This window comes from Clostridium carboxidivorans P7, assembly GCF_001038625.1.
Lineage (GTDB): Bacteria > Bacillota > Clostridia > Clostridiales > Clostridiaceae > Clostridium_AM > Clostridium_AM carboxidivorans.
This window is the reverse complement of sequence record NZ_CP011803.1, coordinates 3,601,792-3,620,973: the sequence shown is the minus strand read 5'-3', so window position 1 is coordinate 3,620,973 and position 19,182 is coordinate 3,601,792. Positions and strand designations below refer to the sequence as shown.

Genomic DNA, 19,182 nt, shown 5'->3' with positions numbered 1-19,182 from the left:
TAAATTACATAAAATAATTGAGCAAAAAAATAAAAAGTTTGTTATAATGGTATTGTTTGAGCAAAACTATAAAAGATGGATAGTAATGGTTTACTATCCCAATTACAGGAGGGTTTAACATTATGGAAAAACAAATAATAAGTACAAAAAAAGCACCAGGTGCTGTAGGACCTTATTCACAAGCTGTTAAAGTTGGAAATTTATTATTTACATCAGGTCAAATTCCACTAGATCCTGAAACAGGAAAATTAGTTGAAGGAGACATCAAAAAAGCTACTGAAAGATCTTTAGAAAATATAAAAGCTTTACTTGAAGAAGCAGGAACATCTTTTGATAAAGTTGTTAAAACAACTGTATTTGTAAAAGATATGGGAGACTTTGCTGCTGTTAACGAAGTTTATGCAAAATACTTTACAAAAGATATGCCAGCAAGATCTTGCGTACAAGTAACACTTCCAAAAGACGCTTTAGTTGAAATAGAAGTAATAGCTTTAGTAGACTAATTAAAATTACATACTTATAACAAAGAGTGAACTTAAAGGTTCACTCTTTGTGCATAGAAGACAAATGTATAGGGATAACTATAAGATTAAATTTAAATCCTAAGGAGCAGTGTATGGAGAAAAATAAGCTTATTTTTAGAGTAAAAGGTAATGAAGAAGGTATGAAGCTTAGAGCATATCTTAAAGATGTTCAAAAACTTTCAAGCAGGCTTATTAAAGGAGCAGCACTTGATGGAAGAATAAGTGTAAATAATAATAGAGTTAAGTTAAATTATGTTATTAAACTTGATGATGAAATAGCTTTTGATGTAGAAAAAAAGGAAAGCCAAAATATAGAACCAGAAAAAATGGATATAGATGTAGTTTATGAGGATAGCGATCTTATAGTAGTAAATAAACAACCAGGTATGGTAGTTCATCCTACAAAGAGTTATCCAAATGGGACTTTAGCTAATGGACTTTTATATTATTTTAAGGAAAAGGGAGAACAATGCATAGTAAGATTAGTCAGCAGATTGGATATGGATACTTCAGGCCTTATTATAATAGCAAAGAATCAATTTGCACATATGAGTCTAGCTAGAGACATGCATAAGGAAGACTTTGAAAAAAGTTATTTAGCTGTGGTACATGGCAATTTAAAGGAAAAGGAAGGAATAATAAATCTTCCTATATATAGAACTGATGATGGAAATATAAGAAGAGTTGTAGATGAAAGAGGACAGGAAAGCATAACCTGTTATAGTGTTCAGGAAAGTTTTAATAAGGGAGATTTAGTTAAGCTCACTTTAAAAACTGGAAGAACACATCAAATAAGGGTTCATATGACACATATCGGACATCCGTTGTATGGTGATACTTTATACGGACAAATTGAGGATAAGGAATATATAGAAAGGCAAGCTTTACATGCCTATAGACTAGTATTTCCACACCCTAGAACCAGAGAGATGTTAGAATTGGAAATAGGACTTCCAAAAGATTTACAAGAATTAATAGAGAAAATAAAAAATTGATGACCTTATGTATAAAGTCATCAATTTTTTTATTCCTTTTTAAATAATTTATTAAATAAGTTGTACTTTTTAAACATGAAAATTGCACCACCAAGTATTACTAGTATGGCGGCAATCAAGTATTCCATTTTTAAATTCATGCTTTTAAATGGACTTGATTGAAGTACTTGCTTTAATTCATGGCTAGTACCACTTGTAAGTTTTAAAGTACCCAGATTCTGATTATTTTTAACTATAGTTCCTTCTGCAATTGTATCTCCTGTTTTGAAAAATTTAGTGCTTAAATTTTCATCTTTAAGAACAAATTTTGGTACAGTGGTATCCTCTTTTAATTTAACATAGTAAAAATCTGAAGCTGCTAAAAGAGGTACTGTTACGCCATTATTACTATATGTAGCAACAAGATCACCCTTCTTATATAATAGTACACTTTCAAAAGTACTAAAGCCATAATTAAACAGATTAACTGCATCAGGAAAAAATGTCTTATCCTTATCATGTACCAATGCAACTATAAGCCTTTGTCCATTTCTTGTAGAATAAGACACATATGAATGTAATGATTGAGTAGTGTAACCAGTTTTACCACCTTTACATCCATCATAATAAAGTTGTGAAGATTTTTGTATTAGCTTATTTTCATTCCACAAAGGTCTTTTTACAGCAGACTTATTTGTTGGAGGTATTTCGTAAAAGCTAGTACTAGCAATTTGTGTGTATTCGGGTTTGTTAGATAATTCTCTCATTATAAGAGCTAAATCTCTTGCAGAGGTTTTGTGTTTTTCATCATATAATCCACTAGGATTAACGAAATGTGAATCCCTGCAGCCTAATTCTAAGGCTCTTTTATTCATTAGTACTGCAAAATTATCTATAGATCCACCTACATGTTCTGCTAGTGCTTCTGCACAATCGTTTCCAGATTGAAGCATCAAACCATATAATAGATCTCTAACTTTTAATTGTTCACCTTCAAACAAATATATTTTACTTCCATCCACTAAAGGTGGATTTTTTCCTACTGTTACTACATCATCTAATTTACATTTTTCTAAAGTCAAAAGTGCAGTCATGAGCTTTGTAGTAGAAGCAGGAGGATAAGCAGAATCTTCATTTTTTCCATATAAAACATATCCTGTTATTGCATCCATAAGTACTACACTATCAGCAGAAACAGTTGGAGGATCAGCTTTTGCTTGTGCTTTGAGTGAAACACTTGAAAGTAAAAATACAAAACTCATCATAAAAATTAATAATTTTTTCATTTTAGCCTCCTCAAACATCGTTAATCATAATTATATCAAAAAAGTTTTATTTTTGCGACAGAATTTTTTAAACATGTCAATAATTTAAATAATGCATAAGAAAATATGTTTTATTTGGAGGTTTATAATGAATAAAAAAAAGAAAATTATAGGTTCTATAGTTATTTTGGTCATATTTACAATATTTTTAATAACAGGATATGTTTTATCAAGGCCATCAAAGGATTTAAATGCTAAAGAAGTCTTTAATGATGCAGCAGTTGTAGAAAGTAAAGATAATAAAGATATGACCATTTATATAAATGGAGAAGTTAAAAAGCCAGGAGTTTACAAACTAAAGGCTGGAAGTCGAGTACAGGATTTAGTAAATTCTGCAGGAGGATTTAATGAAACTGCGGATAAAGCAAAATTGAATCTTGCAAAAAAACTTAAAGATGAAGATTATATATATGTAGATAAGCAAAATGATAAAAATCTGCCAGCTTCTTCAGGTGGCAATGCAAATTCTAATCCAGCATCAGATGGAAAGGTGAATATAAATACTGCCACCAAAGAACAACTGAAGACTGTATCAGGAATAGGTGATGTGACAGCTCAGAAGATAATAGATTATAGAGAAAAAAATGGTTCATTTAATTCTATTGAGGATTTAAAGAAGGTTGGAAGAATAGGAGATAAGACTTTAGAAAAAATTAAAGATAAAATAGAAGCTAGATAAACTTTAATTAGGAGGATAAGCATAATGCGGCTGAACTTTTTTAAATTACAAATTGCAGGTAAATAAAGTAAAAGCTATACTTATGGCTAAAAGTAAAGTATTATATATATGTAATTATGAATTTGGGAGGTGCTATTGTGTCTACAACAAGACTTACACAGTTAACAAAAACTTCTGGATGAGCAGCTAAAATAGGGCCGGAGACCCTTGAAAAGATTTTAGGAAAGCTGCCAAAGATGGAAAGTGAAAATTTAATAGTTGGAATAGAAACTTCTGATGATGCAGCAGTTTATAAATTAAATGATGAAATGGCAGTAATTCAAACTTTAGATTTTTTTACTCCAGTAGTAGATGATCCTTATACTTTTGGACAGATAGCTGCGGCTAACTCATTAAGCGATGTATATGCCATGGGTGGAAAACCAACAGTAGCTTTAAATATAGTTTGTTTTCCTACTTGTATATCTATAGATATTTTAGGAGAAATACTTAGAGGTGGAGCGGATAAGGTATTAGAATCAGGTGCAGTTGTAGTAGGAGGCCATACTGTAGAAGATAGTGAACCTAAGTATGGATTATCTGTTATGGGACTTGTTCATCCAGATAAAATTCTAAAAAATTATGGATCAAAAGAAGGGGATGTAGTTATAATAACAAAACCCTTAGGAATAGGTATAATAAATACTGCCATAAAAGGAGAAGTAGCGTCAAAGGAAGCTTATAACAAGGCAGTTAAAGTTATGTCAACTTTAAATAAGTATGCAGGTGAAATTGTAGCAAAGTATAATTTGAGTGCTTGTACAGATATAACAGGCTTTGGCATTATGGGGCATGCATATGAAATGGCTTCTGCTTCAAAGGTTTCTTTAAAGATTTATTCAGATAGAATACCTTATATAGAAGAAGCAAAGGAATATGCAGAAATGGGTTTGGTGCCTGCAGGATCATATAACAATAGAAATTATATAGATGGAAAATATGAATTAAAAAATATACCTGAATGGATGAAGGATATATTGTTTGATCCTCAAACATCAGGTGGACTTTTAATTACATGTTCCAAGGAAGAAGGAGAAAAAATTATGAAAGAACTTCTTACTTTGGAAATGCCATCAGCTGTTATTGGAGAAGTTATAGAGCAGCAAGGTGAAAATTATATAATAGTTGAATAAGTAAATACATAAGAGGTGATATTAGTTGGAAAAAAAAGAGTTATTAAGAAAATTGCCTAAAATGGATGAACTTTTAAAAGAAGATGTAGTTATAAATAGATTAGATGATACTATGAGAACTTTAGTTGTAGATTCTCTAAGAGCTTCTATAGATGAATATAGAGAGAGTATATTAAAAGATAAAATAAATGACTTTGCAAAAGAAGATATATTATCAAAATTTGAAGAGATTTTAGAAGATAGTAAGGAACCAAATCTTAAAAGGGTAATAAATGCTACAGGAGTAGTTATACATACTAATTTAGGAAGATCAATTCTTTCTAAAGAAGCTGTAGAAAACGTTATAGGAGTAGCTGCAAATTACAACAATCTAGAATATGATCTAAAAAAAGGTGAGAGAGGTTCCAGATATAGTCATGTAGAGGAACTCATAAAAAAAGTAACAGGTGCAGAAGCAGCTTTAGTTGTAAACAATAATGCAGCAGCTGTAATGCTGGTTTTAAATACGTTATGTAAAGATAAGGAAGCCATAGTTTCTCGTGGTCAACTTGTAGAAATAGGAGGATCTTTTAGAGTTCCAGATGTAATGACTTTTAGTGGTGCTAGCCTTGTGGAAGTTGGAACTACAAATAGAACTCATTTATATGATTATGAAAATAATATAAATGAAAATACAGGGGTTTTACTTAAGGTTCATACATCAAATTTTAAAATACTTGGATTTACAGAAGATGTTTCACTAGAAGAGTTAGTGGAACTTGGAAAAGATAAGTCCATACCTGTAATTGAAGATATAGGTAGTGGAACTTTAGTTGATTTTTCAAAATATAATTTTGTATATGAACCTACAGTTCAGGAGAGTATACGAAAAGGCGTAGATGTAGTTACCTTCAGTGGAGATAAAATGCTTGGAGGGCCTCAGGCAGGAATAATTGTAGGAAAAAAAGAATTTGTAAATAAGATGAAGAAGAATCAACTCACTAGAGCATTAAGAATAGACAAAATGACCTTAGCTGCTTTAGAGGGTACCATTAAATATTATTTAGATGAAAAAGAAGCAATAGAAAAAATACCTACTCTTCATATGATATTAAGCAGTAAGGATGAGCATAAAAAAAGAGCCTATTCACTAAAAAGAAAACTTCAAAATAAAAACAAGGAATTTAAATTTTCTGTAGAAGAAGATTATTCTATGGTAGGTGGAGGATCTATGCCTATAGAAAAAATTCCAACCTATGTTATAAAGGTTAAAAGTGATAAATATAAACCTGAAGAATTGGAAGTTATGTTAAGAAAAAATAAGGTTCCAATAATAGTAAGGGTATCTAACGATGAAGTTATCATGGACATAAGAACTATGTTTGATGAAGATTTTAATGCTGTTGCTGAAACATTTAGTAGGTTTTAAACAAATTGGAAGGCATATTTACATAGGAGAAAGGATGTGAACTTATGAAACATATTATAATAGGTACAGCAGGACATATAGATCATGGTAAAACAACTCTTATAAAGGCTTTGACAGGAAGAGAAACGGATACTTTAAGAGAAGAAAAGGAAAGAGGTATATCCATAAATTTAGGATTCACGTTTTTTGATTTGCCTTCAGGAAGAAGAGCAGGTATTATAGATGTTCCAGGTCATGAAAAATTTATAAAAAATATGCTAGCTGGTGTAAGCGGAATAGATATAGTAATAATGGTAATTGCAGCAGATGAAGGCATAATGCCTCAGACAAGGGAGCATTTTGAAATACTTCAACTTTTAAATATAAAAAGAGGGCTAATTGCACTTACAAAATCAGATTTAGTGGATGAAGAATGGCTTTCCATGATTAAAGAGGATGTAAAAGAGGAATTTAAAGGTACATTCTTAGAAAATGCACCTATACATGCAGTTTCCTCTAAAACAAAAGTTGGATTGGACGCATTAATAAAGGATGTAGATAAACTTACAGAAGAAATTGATGCAAAGGATACTCAAGGACATTTTAGACTTCCTGTGGATAGAGTTTTTTCAGTAAGTGGATTTGGTACTATAGTGACAGGTACTGTAATTAGTGGAATGATCAAAGAGGGTGAAAATGTAGAAATTTATCCTTCTAAGGAAGTATCCAAGGTAAGAGGAATTGAAGTACATGATAAATCTGTAAAAATAGCAGAAGCAGGTCAAAGATGCGCCATAAATATAGCTAATGTAAAAACTAGTGCTGTAAAAAGAGGAGATGTAATTGCAGCTGCAAATTTAATGGAACCTTCTCTCATGATAGATTGTAAGTTGTACTATTTAAAGAGTGCATCCAGACCTTTAGAAAATAGGCAGAGGGTTAGACTCTATCATGGAACTAGTGAGATAATATGCAGAGTTGTAATATTGGATAAGGAAGAGTTAAATCAAGGAGAAGAAGCTTATGTTCAATTAAGATTGGAGAAGCCTTTAACAGCCCAAAGAAATGATAGATTTGTAATAAGAAGTTATTCTCCAATGTATACCATAGGCGGTGGCTCTATAATAGATCCTTCAGCTAAAAAAGCAAAGAGATTTGATAAAAAATATTTGGAAGAATTAAAGGTAAAAGAAAGCGGCAAAACTGAAAATATAATTGAAAACAATGTTAAAAAGTTAAGTGATCAGTATCCTAAGGCTTCCGATATACTTAAAGCTTTAGGAAAAAATGAAGAACAAATTGGAGAAAAACTCCAGCTGCTTGTAGATGAAAATAAAATAGTAAGATTTGATACAGGAGATAAAGCTGTATATGTTCACAAAGAGTATATAGATAATAAAGTAAATAGCATGTGTGAATTATTAGAAAGATTCCACAAAGAAAATCCTTTAAAATGGGGAATATCTAAAGAAGAAATAAAAAACAAAGTATTTAAAGGAATAAAACAAAAAATATATGATGAAATGTTGGATTTATTTGTTAAGGATAATAAAATAAGCATACATGGCAGTTTTATTTCATTAGAAGGCTTCACTATAAAATATACTAAGGAGCAGGAGAATACAAGACATAACATTATAAAGGCATTTAAAGCTGCTAAATTTTCCCCTCCTAAGTATAGTGAATTAGAAGAAAAGCAAGAGGATAAGAAGAGCTTTAAAATGATATTTGATTCCTTATTAGATGAAGGTATTATAGTTAAAGTATCAGAGGACTGCTTATTCTTGAAAGAGGATTATGATAAGGTTAAAGAGATTATAGTTAATTTTATAAACACCAATGGAAGTTTAACCTTAGCTCAGCTTAGAGACGAGCTTAATACAAGCAGAAAGTATGCTATGGCACTAATAGAACATTTTGATGGAATAAAATTGACCAAAAGAGTAGATGATAAGAGAGTGCTCTATTAAAGTTTATTAAATTAAGAATTACAACTGTACATAGTTTTTGTCAAAACAATTTTAATATTTTTTAAATAAAATTCTATTAGCAGATGTATAATTCATAATTATATGCTGATAAAATGTGCAGTTTAAAAAAATTTAAAAAAATATGTTTAAAAAGTAAGAAATTATGTTGAAAAAAGTTGACATAAACAGATTCTTAATTTATAATAACTAAGTGTAATGGATTGCAGTACTAACTATTAAAAATTTTAATACATTGCAATTTCAGTTAAAGTTTTGTATAATATAACAGATTTTAATTCATAGTTTTAACTATAATGAATTAAATATTGTTATTAATAAGGGAGTAGATAGGTGCTGGTGTGCCTGCCGGTCTTCAAAACCGTTCTGCCGTGCTAAGACCACGACGGGTGGGTTCGATTCCCACATATTCCCGCCAATTATTGATTATTAAGAGGTTAAAAGATTTATATGTCTTTTAACCTTATTTGTTTTTTGTACAAGTAAATATTATGCACATTAATACTGTTTTTATACGCTACATTAATTGGAATATTATATAAAAGCATTTAATAAGATTCATTTTTAAGTGTGGAAAAAGACTATATATAATTATTGGAACTTATTCAATTAAATGTTTATAATTAATATGGGGGGATGAATAAAATGAAAAATAAATTATTAATAGCAATAATTTTTAGTGCTTTTTTATTGATTGCACCTAGTGTAAAAGCGGCAAATTATACTGATTATCAAACAGTGGATAAAAATAAAACATGGACGATTGTATTTAATGGTAATGTTGGATTTGATGATGTAACTAAACAAGCTATAACTGTAACAGATAGTAATGGTAATCCAGTAAATGTAAGTATTCAATCAGGAACAGATAGTAAAACAGTTATAGTAACAGCTCCACAGGAAGGATATACGTCAGGGGAAAGTTATATATTGAATATTGGAACTAAAGTACACTCTAATAAGGGCAAGGCATTAAAAAAAGAATATAAGCTGCACTTTAATATTGAAAATGATACTGACACTATGCCAATTAAAACTATAGATATAAATGAAGACAGCTCAGTAATTCAGGGAAATAATAATTTTGCTTTCAATTTGATGAAACAGTTAACAAATAAGGATAAGGATAAAAATATAATTATATCTCCTTTAAGTATATCTACTATATTAGCTGAAACTCAGAATGGAGCTAATGGACAAACAAAAGATGAAATATTAAATGCTATAGGTTTAAAAAATATAGATGATAAAAGTATAAATGAACAATATTATAATACATTAAATTATTATAATAGCTTAAACTATATGAGTTCAAACTCAGCACGTTTGAGGGTTGCAGATTCAATATGGGTGAATAAAAATCTATCTCTTACTAAGAGTTTTGTAGATACATCAAAAAAATATTATAATTCTGAGGTAAATAGCGTGGATTTTGGCGCTCCTGATACAGTAGGAACAATAAATCAGTGGGTTGATAAGAATACAGATGGACAAATTAAGAAGGCAATAAACAACATAGATGAATCTGAAAAAGCTATTTTAGTTAATGCTATAAGCTTTAAAGGTGCATGGGAAAATGAATTTTATCCTAATAATACAAAACAAGAAGATTTTACTTTATCTAGTGGTGAAAAGGTAAAAATAGATACTATGCAAAGCACAATTACAAATAGTTACCTAAAAGAGGACAACTTCCAAGCAGTACGACTTCCTTATTATGGTGGCTTGGAAATGGATTTGTTTTTACCAGATAGAGCTGTAAGTGTAAATGATTTTATGAAAGAAGCAACAAAAGAAAATTTTGATAAATGGCTAAAAGAGTTTTCTGTTGCTGATGTTAATATGAAAATACCTAAGTTTAAATTAGAGTATGAAGAGGATAATATGAAGGATGTGCTTAAAAATTTAGGTATGCAGCAGGCCTTTGATCCAGAAAAATCAAGCTTAGATGGAATTTCCAAGAGTACTTTTATCAGTGACATTATACACAAGACTTGTATCAGTGTAGATGAAAAAGGAACAGAGGCAGCGGCTATAACAGTAGAAATTGCATGTGGATCACCTGCACCAGTTGAACATGAGAAGGTTGATTTTGTTGTGGATAGACCCTTTGTATTTGCTATAAGAGATTGTAAAACAGGAGCTGTAATATTTATAGGGAAGGTTGAAAATCCAAGAGGATAAATGTTATATTGAGAATAATATTTAAAATTTGTTTGGTTATGGTATAGCATAAACAGCATTTAATACTTATTATTAAAAGATCAAATTGAATTTATCCAAAAAGAATATAAAATAAAAAATAATAAAATTCTTTGTATATTTATCTCAAATTTGGGTAAAATAATAATATTAGAAGTTGATATTTACAACTTAACTGTATAAAGCAAAATGAAAGAAGTTTTAGAAGTTCTTACACAAACAAAAGCAAAAAATGAATTTTTAGTTGTGTGCAAGTGCTGGCGGCGGGAGAGAATTAAAGAAATAAAATATAGAGATAAAGAAATTAATGAATATAAAGTTATAAACAATAACTACTATAAGTATCATAAAAATTTTAGATTTTTTAAACATAGTAAAATCAATAGCTAAGATAAAAAAAGGTATCCACTACGCTGGATGCCTTTTTTAAGTTCATAGCAACAAAAACTGTGCCAGTTTTTGTAAGAGGTCTGACCCCTTACAGAGATTGGAAGTTAGCTGACAATCTCTGTTGCTAAGAGATGAAGCAGGTGGAAGTCATGATAAGGTACAAAAGGCTTTAGAGAAATATTTAACTGATTCTCAAACTAAACTAGATACTTTTATTGGGCATGTTGATGGACAAATTGATGCTATGGTAAAGAACATAAGTGAATTAATTACAAATATTACTAAAAATATTCCTCAAGATGATACCTCAAAAATAGTGTCAGGAATTAGTGATGTATCAAGTGGAAAAGCAACACCTCAAGAAATACAGCAACATGTTGAAATTGAAAATAAATTCCCAGGAGTTACAGATCATATAGAAATTGAAACAGCAATGAATAATCTTATTAATGGTGCATTACAATATGCAAAATAATAAATAGAAAGGAGAGAGAGGATTTTGACGGAAAAACAAATAAGAGAAAATATATATCAAACAGTAGATATTATTCTTGAAGAGAGATTAAAAAGTCTCTCTTTTAATTATATTTTAGAAGGAACTATAATAAGTAAAAATAAATGATGATATTTGTACTTTAAATAAATTTGACAAAGAGAATACAATTACATACCAAACAAATGATGTAATATATATATTAGTTATGAATAATAACAGTTCAAGAAAATATATATTATGTAAGAAAAATTAGAACCACCAAATTAGTTAAATGACACTAATCTGGTGGTTAAGTAAATTCTATTTGAATTCAATTCACCTTCTTTCTATTTAGATTAGATGTAAGCTTGTCTTACTCTTGCATTTATTATAGCATGAGATATGTTGAAAATCAATCAAAATATTTAGAAAATTTTGATAATAAAGTTGAATCTATTTTAATTGTCGAAAGATAATGCTTGCAATAAATTAAAAAAGATATATAATAATGAATATCAAAAGAAAATATTTATTATTTAATAAAATATAAATGATAAAGGTTTTACTTTTGATATAGATTTTAAAGCTATTTAAATCCCCCATTATCCCATTTCAAGGGTACAATTAATTTTGTACCCTTAGTTTTTTATAATTCTAAGATATATTATTTTTTATTATTATCAGTAGCCGTAAAAGAGTATCTTAATTGTTGCAATATTAAATATTAATATTTATGTATATCTATAAGCTTTATAAATAGATACTTATAGATATATTTGTAAATGAAAAAATATTGTAATGCTGTAATGAATGGAAATATAAATATAATTTTCATATTAAAGGAAGGCCTAATATATACGATATTTATAAAAGCTAATTAAATTAATTTAAAGAAAGAAGGCTAATAAAATGGGATTAGCAATAGAAAATAAATATAATTATTTAAACTATTCAACTAATACTAATACTACAAAAAATAATTCAGTAACAGCACAAAAAGAATTTTCAAATATCTTAGCAGAGAAAAAAAGCAGTTCTCATCTTAATAAAGGTACAGTAAAGTTCGTGATGGAAAATGGAATAGCAGAAGCAGCATATGTAGATGGAATTAAGATGGATCTTTCAGATATGTTTTTAACTGACAAAAGCCAACTAAAGGGAAGAATAGATACAAAATACAATAAAACTGATGCGGAAAAATTAGAAGAGATATTTGGATTATAAGATCATTAATCGTAACGAAAAGCTATTACCTAAAGGTATAGCTTTTTATGTCTTATTGGAAAGATATTGCGCTACCGAGTATAGTTTGATATTCTATATAAAAATAACTATATAAGGGTAAGGGATGAGTATGCAAACAATAACAAATAACCTAAGAATAAAAAATGTAGTTCTCATAATATTGGGCTGCTTGCTATCTTCAATAGGATTAAATATGTTTATTGTGCATGCAAAACTGTATAGTGGTGGCGTGTCAGGTCTTGCTATCTTAATTCAATATATAACTAAATTTCCAGCTGGTTATACAATAATGTTAGCTAATATACCTCTGCTCGTCATTAGCTTTAAAAAATTAAATGTGAGATTTACGATTTATAGCGCGATAGGTACGATTTGTTATTCAGTCTTTTTAGTTGCTACTAAAGATATGCAAAGTATAATAATCACTAATGATACTTTATTGTATTGCCTATACGGTGGAGTACTAAATGGGCTTGGTATAGGGTTAACATTTGCAAACCACGGTTCTATGGGTGGAATTAATATTATAACAATGCTATTCAAGAAAAAACATGACAATTATGATGTTGGTAAAATTGGGCTTATTTTTAATTGCCTTATATTATGTATAGCTGCATTGTTAAATGGTATATTAATTGCGCTTTATACATTAATATCAATGTATATCACATCAGTTGTAACAGATAAAATTATTCATGGTATGGTAAGAAAAAAGCTTTTGTTTATAATTACTGAAAAGGAGAAAGAAGTATGTGATTATATCATGACTTATATGCATCGAGGAGCTACCATTTTAAATGGGCAAACATTGACTGGCAAAGAAAGGAAAGTTTTGTATTGTATAGTACGGTTATCTCACTTACCAGAGTTAAAATATTCAATACAAAATATAGATAAAGATGCTCTTATTTCTATAATAGATGCTTCCGAGGTTGACGGAAAGGGATTTGATAACAGTATTTTGTAAATATAATAGTAACAAAGGTGAAAGATTATACCACTCAATGTTATCTCTTGAAAATGATATAGAATAAAGTAATAGAAAACAAGGGTAGGATTTGCATAATAACATGAATGAACTTGCTTTTTATATTTATTAAAAACTCATTATAAGGATAAAATGAAATAAATTGTAAATTGGCTATTGATTTTGAAAATTGTTTTCATTATAATAAAATTAGCTAAAAAGCATAAAAGATAATTGAGGGGAATGTTGTTTTAAAAGAAACTGTAGCAACAAAAATCGTTCCAATCTCTGTTGCTAACGGATTGCAAAGAGCATTTATAAGAACGTATCCTTAAAGAAAATATAGTATCCATAAAATACAGCATGGATACGGTTAAGGATACGCCTGAAAGTTAGCTGACAATCTCTGTTGCTAATATAATATATGTATATCTTTGAGGTAATAAAGAAGGAAAACTTACAAATTGATTGTGGTTAGCCTTCTTTTTTTGTTTTTATTTATAGTAGTATAATTGGAAAAGTAACAAATTTTCAATTATATATACTAAGTTTTATCCGATAGATTTTAATATTATCTACGTTTATATAGATGAAGGTACCTTTAGAAAGGATGTATAAGATGATAAATAAAGACAATTTTATTGAAGGACTAAAGTGTAAAGATTTAAAAGCCTTAGATTATTTAGTGGACAACTATTCTGATTTAGGATTAAAGGTTAGTTTCAGTGTTTTAAATAATAGGCAGCTTAGTGAAGAATGTACTAATGATGTTTTACTTAAGGTTTGGGATAACATAGCTTTCTTTAAGGGAAGCAGTGAAGATTTTGGTAAATGGTTTGCAGTTATAACTAAAAGACAAGCAATAGATATATTAAGAAGAGAAAAAAGACATAGTAATAGGTTAGAATTAAAAGAAGATTTAGCTTATAGTAATTGTGATAATGTTTTTGAAGAAGTACATAAGAAGTTGCAGGAAGAAGCTTTAAAGTCTAATCTAGAAATGCTAGATGAAGACAGTAAAGAAATAATTGTTAGACGTTATTTAAAAGAAGAGAGTTTAGATGAAATAAGCGCTAACTTAGGAATAAATAAAAGTGCCATAAGCAATAGGCTTTTGAGAATTAGGAAAAAGCTAAAACATGTATTTATGGGAGGTAAATTGTAATGGGGAATGATTTTATGAATATAGATTTAGAACACATAGATTTAGCAGAATATAATTCTATGAAAATAAGTTTTTCTAAGGAAGAAAAAGAAAATATAAAAAAGAGTTTAAGAAAAAAGATTATAAAAAGAAAAAGTAAGTTAAAAAGAAGTGCTTTAGAAGCTATAGCAGCTTCATTAGCAATAGCAGCAGTGCTATTTTATAATGGAAGCAGTGTAGTAGCAAAGGTATTACCTGTATTTGATAAAATATATGTAGGTCTAGGATTTAAACCAGAGTATTTGCCAAGTTCTGCTTACATAGGCAAGACTTATGAAGAGAATGGTGTAAAGGTTACTTTAGAAAATATTGTAGTAACAAAACATGTTATAAAGGTGGCTTTAAAGACAGAGTATGGTGATAAGTGGGCAAAATCAAAGAAACCTTTAGTGTTCTTTGGTTATAAAATTAATGGAGAAGCTTTAAAAACTGGTTCCTTTGGCGGATCAAAAAATATTGATAAAAATACAGAGCTTAAGGTTCTTAATTTTCCTAAAACAGAAAAGGAGTATCCCAGCAAGTTAAACTTTAAAATAGAAGCCACTAGTGATGCTTTTAATAAATCATTAGTATGGGACATAAAGGGAGATTTTTCAAAGAATTTTGAGGAAGACATTGAGAAACAGGTAACTATGTCCAAGGATATAGGAATAAATATTAAGCATATTGAAGCCAATCCTTTTGGAGCTATTATTGACAGTAACAAATGGATGGATGGTTTTTATCTCAAGATAGATAATAAGATTTATCCTATATTTGGAGGAGGAAGCGGAAAGGATGACAATTTTTATACCTTTGTAGAGAATATAAATTACAATACTATTAAAGATTGTAATAACATTTCAGTTGTAAAGCATACTAAAAAAGAAATAAAAGATGATGTATTTAAGAATATGACAAAGGAAGAAAATATAGCGTACTGTGATAAATTAGAAAAAGAACTGGACGATGTTCCAAAAGAAGAAAAAAAAGGCGTAATTTATACAAAGAAAATCACATTTATAAATGGAAAGAAAGCTGAAATCTACAATGTAGAGAGAAAGAATGGAAAGCTTCATGTCTATATTAAAGGTGATGATAAAAAACAGGTATTTAGTATGCTTTCACATTTATATACCAGCACAGGTATAGGAGTTCAAAGTATAGAGGACACTGGTGATGGATATTGCATAGAATTTGATGATATATCAAAGGATAAGGTAACAATTAAGATGGAGATTGGTATATTAGATTGTGATGGAGAGTATAGTGAAGAAGAGTCAAAGCTTACATTAAAATAGATTTAAGTATTTTGTTATTATATAGGAATTTTCTGCTTTTGGCCTTTGATTAAATCAGTTTTATTTTCCTCAGGAGGTTATGGTTCCTTACCTAGTCTATGTTCTGATTTTATAAATTATGGATGGGCGGGTGAAAAACAATTTACTGAATTCTTGTTGTAGTAATATTACAAGTATACTATAATTTTCATATATACAGTTGAAAATTGTAAGATAAAGTATAATAAAATGTAAAATAGGAGAGATACAGATGAAAACAATATGTACTTAATCAATATTAAATCTTCTTAAAAAGTGTTTTAAACAATCATGCAACAAAAAACTTAAAAAATCATAGTAACTTATATAGTTGCAAAAGTGGCGCAAGTAGTAAGTATTGATAAACTGATTTATATTGGAGGAGAGTATGAAAAAACTTATAAAAGATAAACAGAAACAGATTCCTTTACGCTTTGAATATGTTTTGATAGCACTGGGTATTGTGTATGGTGATATTGGTACATCACCACTATACGTAATGAAAGCAATTGTCTCTGGAAATGGTGGACTTGCCACATTAGATGATAATTTTATTATCGGTGCACTTTCTTTAATTATTTGGACAGTGACTTTATTAACAACAGTGAAATATGTCATGGTTGCCATGCAGGCAGATAACCATGGAGAAGGTGGCATATTTTCCTTATATTCACTGGTAATGAAACGTGCAAAATGGCTTGTGATTCCTGCAATCATTGGAGGTGCAGCATTATTAGCAGATGGCGTTCTTACCCCTGCTGTTACAGTTACTTCAGCAATTGAAGGCTTGCGTGGTATTCCATTGCTTTCAGATTTTATAGGAGAAGGACAAGGAACAATTCTATTAATCACTATTTTTATTATTAGTTCTTTATTTCTTGTACAACGTTCAGGAACAAGTTTGATTGGAAAAGCATTTGGACCTATAATGGCCCTTTGGTTTGCATTCCTTGGAGTTATTGGCATATTATCAATTAGATTCAATCCACATGTACTTTTAGCTCTAAATCCTCTCAGAGGTATCCAATTACTTTTTAGTTCCTATAATAAAGCTGGCTTTATGATATTAGGTAGTGTTTTTTTGGCAACTACAGGAGCAGAAGCTTTATATTCTGATATGGGTCATGTTGGTAAGCTAAACATCTATGGTAGTTGGCCTTATGTTAAAATTTGCTTAATTCTTAATTATTTAGGACAAGGAGCTTGGTTGATGCAAGCGCGATTACATCCACAAAATTACCCTGTAACTGAATTAAATCCATTTTTCTCCATGATGCCAAATTCTTTACAACTTTTTGCAGTAGTTTTAAGTACATTGGCTGCGATTATTGCTTCGCAAGCACTTATCACGGGTTCATTTACTCTTGTTTCAGAAGCAATCCATTTAGGTTTGATGCCTCACTTGCAAATTCAATATCCATCTAAAATGAAAGGGCAAATATATATTCCGAAGGTCAATAATCTTCTTTGGATTTCATGTATTGGAGTAGTATTGTTCTTTAAATCCTCAGGAAGAATGGAAGCTGCTTATGGATTAGCAATTACAGCAACAATGCTCATGACCACATTTTTGCTTTTCCAATATTTACGCAGCAAAAATGTATCAAATATTTTTTGTGTCCCTTTCCTTGTGTTTTTTGGTGCATTAGAAACTTCTTTTTTATTGTCCAGTGCAACAAAATTTATGCATGGTGGGTATGTAGCTGTTCTACTAGCTCTAGCTTTATTTACTGTAATGCTTACCTGGCATAAAGGATACCAAATTGAGCAAAAACAATCTAAACTTTTCCCAGCCAAGCGTTTTGTAGAGCAATTAAGGCAATTAAGAGAAGACATTACTATTCCTTATACTGCTTGTAATCTTGTATATTTGACAAGCAATGGGAATATGAATCATCTTGAAAGAGATGTGTTGTATTCTATTTTAGACAAACGTCCAAAGCGGGCACAAATTTATTGGTTTATTCATATAGAAGTTGCAGATAAACCTTACACAAGAGAATATAGGGTTCAAAATTTTGGCACAGATTTCTGCTTCAAAGTTCAACTAAAATTAGGATTTAAGGTAGAGCAGCGTATCAACGTCTATATGAGACAGATTATTAGCGATCTCATGAAAAGTGGCGAAATAAAGTCACAATCTCAGGTCTACTCTTTGTATGATGAAAAAAATGTAGGCGATTTTATGTTTGTTTTCATCCGAAAAACTTTAGATCCTGACAGTGACATTTCAGGAATTGACCATGCCTTTATGAGATTAAAATACAATATTAATAATTACACAGGATCACCAGTTCGTTGGTTTGGACTAGAAAACGCAAGGACTATTGAAGAATCTGTTCCTTTGTTCATGAAAAGTAAAGAAACAGATATGTTAACACGAATGGACAATAAATTCACATACCATGATATTAGAGAGAAAAAGAATGCTTAGAATTTCAATCACAAATTATAACCTATATAGGAATAAATTGTTTCGTTTTTTTAAATTTATTTGATATAATAAGGGTAATAAAAACAGGGAGTTGGCAGCACTCTGTAGTATACAATTCTAGTTGCTTAGGAAGCTGATAAAGCTAAGATTATAAAAAAGTAGCCATTACTAATTGTGTTGATGGGCTGCTTTTTTCTTTAACTAAACAGATAATAATATATTTAAAACATCTGGTTATGATAATAGTAAAACCTTTGCGTTTTATATGTAAATGCTAATATAAAAAACATTATGGCATTAATCAATTTATCAAATAAAGGAGAAATGAAGCATGTTATTATTTATGATTATTGGTATATGTTCGGCAATAGGTATTCGAATTGGAATTGTTAGGAGCAACAAAAGAATATTAAGAATATCTTTAATAATATTATTGATAAATGTTATATTTTTTATAATAGGATCTATTATGTATGCGATATATGAGTAATAATATATTTTTAATTATATAGTATAGATTATGAAACTTTTTAGGAATGTTTACAGAGGATTTAGTTAATAGGCTTTAGATAATACAAACGTTTACCAATAAAAAATAAAATAGTTAAAAAATTAACGAAATCTAGAAGGATTTTTACTACTATATGTAGAATAATTATATATATGGAAGGAGATGTTATTTTATGAAAGAGAAATTCTTATTTCAAAGCGGCGGTAACTTGTTTACTGTAAAAAACAATCAACTAAAGAATTTAGGTAAAGTTCCAGAAAGCGAAAAAGAACAGGATAAGTTATTGAAAAGTTATGGAATAGAGAAGATAAGTAAAATTGCACCCTTTATAAATAAGTTACCTGAAAATGGATTTGTGGTTTTTAGTAGATAAATTAATAATATAAATAATAATAAAGTCTGAAGTT

Annotated in this window: 16 protein-coding genes and 1 tRNA gene; 16 read left to right on the top strand and 1 reads right to left on the bottom strand. The window is 29.4% G+C overall.

Translation table 11 applies throughout. The features are described 5' to 3' along the window. Nucleotides 1-122: 122 nt before the first annotated feature. A complete protein-coding gene (locus Ccar_RS15885; protein ID WP_007062788.1) occupies nucleotides 123-503 on the top strand; it encodes a RidA family protein in 381 nt (126 codons plus the stop codon). 113 nt (nucleotides 504-616) lie between these two features. Continuing rightward, a complete protein-coding gene (locus Ccar_RS15880; protein ID WP_048030151.1) occupies nucleotides 617-1,519 on the top strand; it encodes an RluA family pseudouridine synthase in 903 nt (300 codons plus the stop codon). A gap of 29 nt (nucleotides 1,520-1,548) precedes the next feature. Here Ccar_RS15880 and Ccar_RS15875 read toward each other — a convergent pair whose 3' ends face one another. After that, a complete protein-coding gene (locus Ccar_RS15875) occupies nucleotides 1,549-2,784 on the bottom strand; it encodes a D-alanyl-D-alanine carboxypeptidase family protein (RefSeq protein ID WP_007063920.1) in 1,236 nt (411 codons plus the stop codon). A 127-nt stretch (nucleotides 2,785-2,911) separates the two neighbouring features. On the opposite strand from Ccar_RS15875, the gene Ccar_RS15870 reads away from it, so the two are divergent. From Ccar_RS15870 to Ccar_RS15810, 14 genes are all read left to right on the top strand, one after another. Beyond that, entirely contained in the window at nucleotides 2,912-3,502 is a 591-nt protein-coding gene (locus Ccar_RS15870) for a helix-hairpin-helix domain-containing protein (protein WP_048030149.1), read from the top strand. Between the two features lie 137 nt (nucleotides 3,503-3,639). Further along, on the top strand, nucleotides 3,640-4,674 hold the full coding sequence (gene selD, locus Ccar_RS15865) for a selenide, water dikinase SelD (RefSeq protein WP_085952303.1): 1,035 nt from the start codon (nucleotides 3,640-3,642) through the stop codon (nucleotides 4,672-4,674). Between the two features lie 25 nt (nucleotides 4,675-4,699). Next, complete coding sequence (gene selA / locus Ccar_RS15860) at nucleotides 4,700-6,082, top strand: L-seryl-tRNA(Sec) selenium transferase (RefSeq protein WP_007063923.1); 1,383 nt, start codon at nucleotides 4,700-4,702, stop codon at nucleotides 6,080-6,082. Nucleotides 6,083-6,126: 44 nt separating this feature from the next. Then, the gene (gene selB / locus Ccar_RS15855; protein WP_048030146.1) at nucleotides 6,127-8,031 is read left to right on the top strand and encodes a selenocysteine-specific translation elongation factor; all 1,905 of its coding nucleotides are present in this window, start codon (nucleotides 6,127-6,129) and stop codon (nucleotides 8,029-8,031) included. A 339-nt stretch (nucleotides 8,032-8,370) separates the two neighbouring features. After that, nucleotides 8,371-8,467: transfer RNA gene (locus tag Ccar_RS26805), tRNA-Sec, on the top strand. Between the two features lie 227 nt (nucleotides 8,468-8,694). Next, nucleotides 8,695-10,233, top strand: coding sequence for a serpin family protein (locus Ccar_RS15850; protein WP_007063926.1), 1,539 nt, complete (start codon nucleotides 8,695-8,697; stop codon nucleotides 10,231-10,233). Between the two features lie 529 nt (nucleotides 10,234-10,762). Next, nucleotides 10,763-11,116 carry a hypothetical protein gene (locus Ccar_RS15845; RefSeq protein ID WP_007063927.1) on the top strand — a complete coding sequence of 118 codons (354 nt, stop codon included), beginning with the start codon at nucleotides 10,763-10,765 and terminating at the stop codon, nucleotides 11,114-11,116. 24 nt (nucleotides 11,117-11,140) lie between these two features. Then, entirely contained in the window at nucleotides 11,141-11,263 is a 123-nt protein-coding gene (locus tag Ccar_RS27595) for a hypothetical protein (RefSeq protein WP_007063928.1), read from the top strand. Between the two features lie 762 nt (nucleotides 11,264-12,025). After that, a complete protein-coding gene (locus Ccar_RS15835) occupies nucleotides 12,026-12,340 on the top strand; it encodes a hypothetical protein (RefSeq protein WP_007063918.1) in 315 nt (104 codons plus the stop codon). A gap of 124 nt (nucleotides 12,341-12,464) precedes the next feature. After that, entirely contained in the window at nucleotides 12,465-13,328 is an 864-nt protein-coding gene (locus Ccar_RS15830) for a YitT family protein (protein WP_007063917.1), read from the top strand. A gap of 619 nt (nucleotides 13,329-13,947) precedes the next feature. Further along, nucleotides 13,948-14,493 carry a sigma-70 family RNA polymerase sigma factor gene (locus Ccar_RS15825; protein WP_007063916.1) on the top strand — a complete coding sequence of 182 codons (546 nt, stop codon included), beginning with the start codon at nucleotides 13,948-13,950 and terminating at the stop codon, nucleotides 14,491-14,493. Further along, nucleotides 14,493-15,812 carry a hypothetical protein gene (locus Ccar_RS15820; RefSeq protein WP_007063915.1) on the top strand — a complete coding sequence of 440 codons (1,320 nt, stop codon included), beginning with the start codon at nucleotides 14,493-14,495 and terminating at the stop codon, nucleotides 15,810-15,812. The genes Ccar_RS15825 and Ccar_RS15820 overlap by 1 nt, the downstream gene beginning before the upstream one ends. Before the next feature lie 406 nt (nucleotides 15,813-16,218). Beyond that, nucleotides 16,219-18,264 carry a KUP/HAK/KT family potassium transporter gene (locus tag Ccar_RS15815; protein ID WP_007063914.1) on the top strand — a complete coding sequence of 682 codons (2,046 nt, stop codon included), beginning with the start codon at nucleotides 16,219-16,221 and terminating at the stop codon, nucleotides 18,262-18,264. A 683-nt stretch (nucleotides 18,265-18,947) separates the two neighbouring features. Beyond that, the gene (locus Ccar_RS15810) at nucleotides 18,948-19,148 is read left to right on the top strand and encodes a hypothetical protein (RefSeq protein WP_007063912.1); all 201 of its coding nucleotides are present in this window, start codon (nucleotides 18,948-18,950) and stop codon (nucleotides 19,146-19,148) included. The last annotated feature ends 34 nt before the right edge of the window (nucleotides 19,149-19,182 follow it).

Excerpts from the sequence above, each read along its gene's own strand:
- Ccar_RS15810 (WP_007063912.1), top strand. The coding sequence starts at position 18,948 with ATGAAAGAGAAATTCTTATTTCAAAGCGGCGGTAACTTGTTTACTGTA.
- Ccar_RS15830 (WP_007063917.1), top strand. The coding sequence starts at position 12,465 with ATGAGTATGCAAACAATAACAAATAACCTAAGAATAAAAAATGTAGTT.
- Ccar_RS15870 (WP_048030149.1), top strand. The coding sequence starts at position 2,912 with ATGAATAAAAAAAAGAAAATTATAGGTTCTATAGTTATTTTGGTCATA.
- Ccar_RS15880 (WP_048030151.1), top strand. The coding sequence starts at position 617 with ATGGAGAAAAATAAGCTTATTTTTAGAGTAAAAGGTAATGAAGAAGGT.
- Ccar_RS15875 (WP_007063920.1), bottom strand. The coding sequence starts at position 2,784 with ATGAAAAAATTATTAATTTTTATGATGAGTTTTGTATTTTTACTTTCA.
- Ccar_RS15820 (WP_007063915.1), top strand. The coding sequence starts at position 14,493 with ATGGGGAATGATTTTATGAATATAGATTTAGAACACATAGATTTAGCA.
- Ccar_RS15815 (WP_007063914.1), top strand. The coding sequence starts at position 16,219 with ATGAAAAAACTTATAAAAGATAAACAGAAACAGATTCCTTTACGCTTT.
- Ccar_RS15825 (WP_007063916.1), top strand. The coding sequence starts at position 13,948 with ATGATAAATAAAGACAATTTTATTGAAGGACTAAAGTGTAAAGATTTA.
- Ccar_RS15885 (WP_007062788.1), top strand. The coding sequence starts at position 123 with ATGGAAAAACAAATAATAAGTACAAAAAAAGCACCAGGTGCTGTAGGA.
- Ccar_RS15835 (WP_007063918.1), top strand. The coding sequence starts at position 12,026 with ATGGGATTAGCAATAGAAAATAAATATAATTATTTAAACTATTCAACT.
- Ccar_RS15850 (WP_007063926.1), top strand. The coding sequence starts at position 8,695 with ATGAAAAATAAATTATTAATAGCAATAATTTTTAGTGCTTTTTTATTG.
- selB (WP_048030146.1), top strand. The coding sequence starts at position 6,127 with ATGAAACATATTATAATAGGTACAGCAGGACATATAGATCATGGTAAA.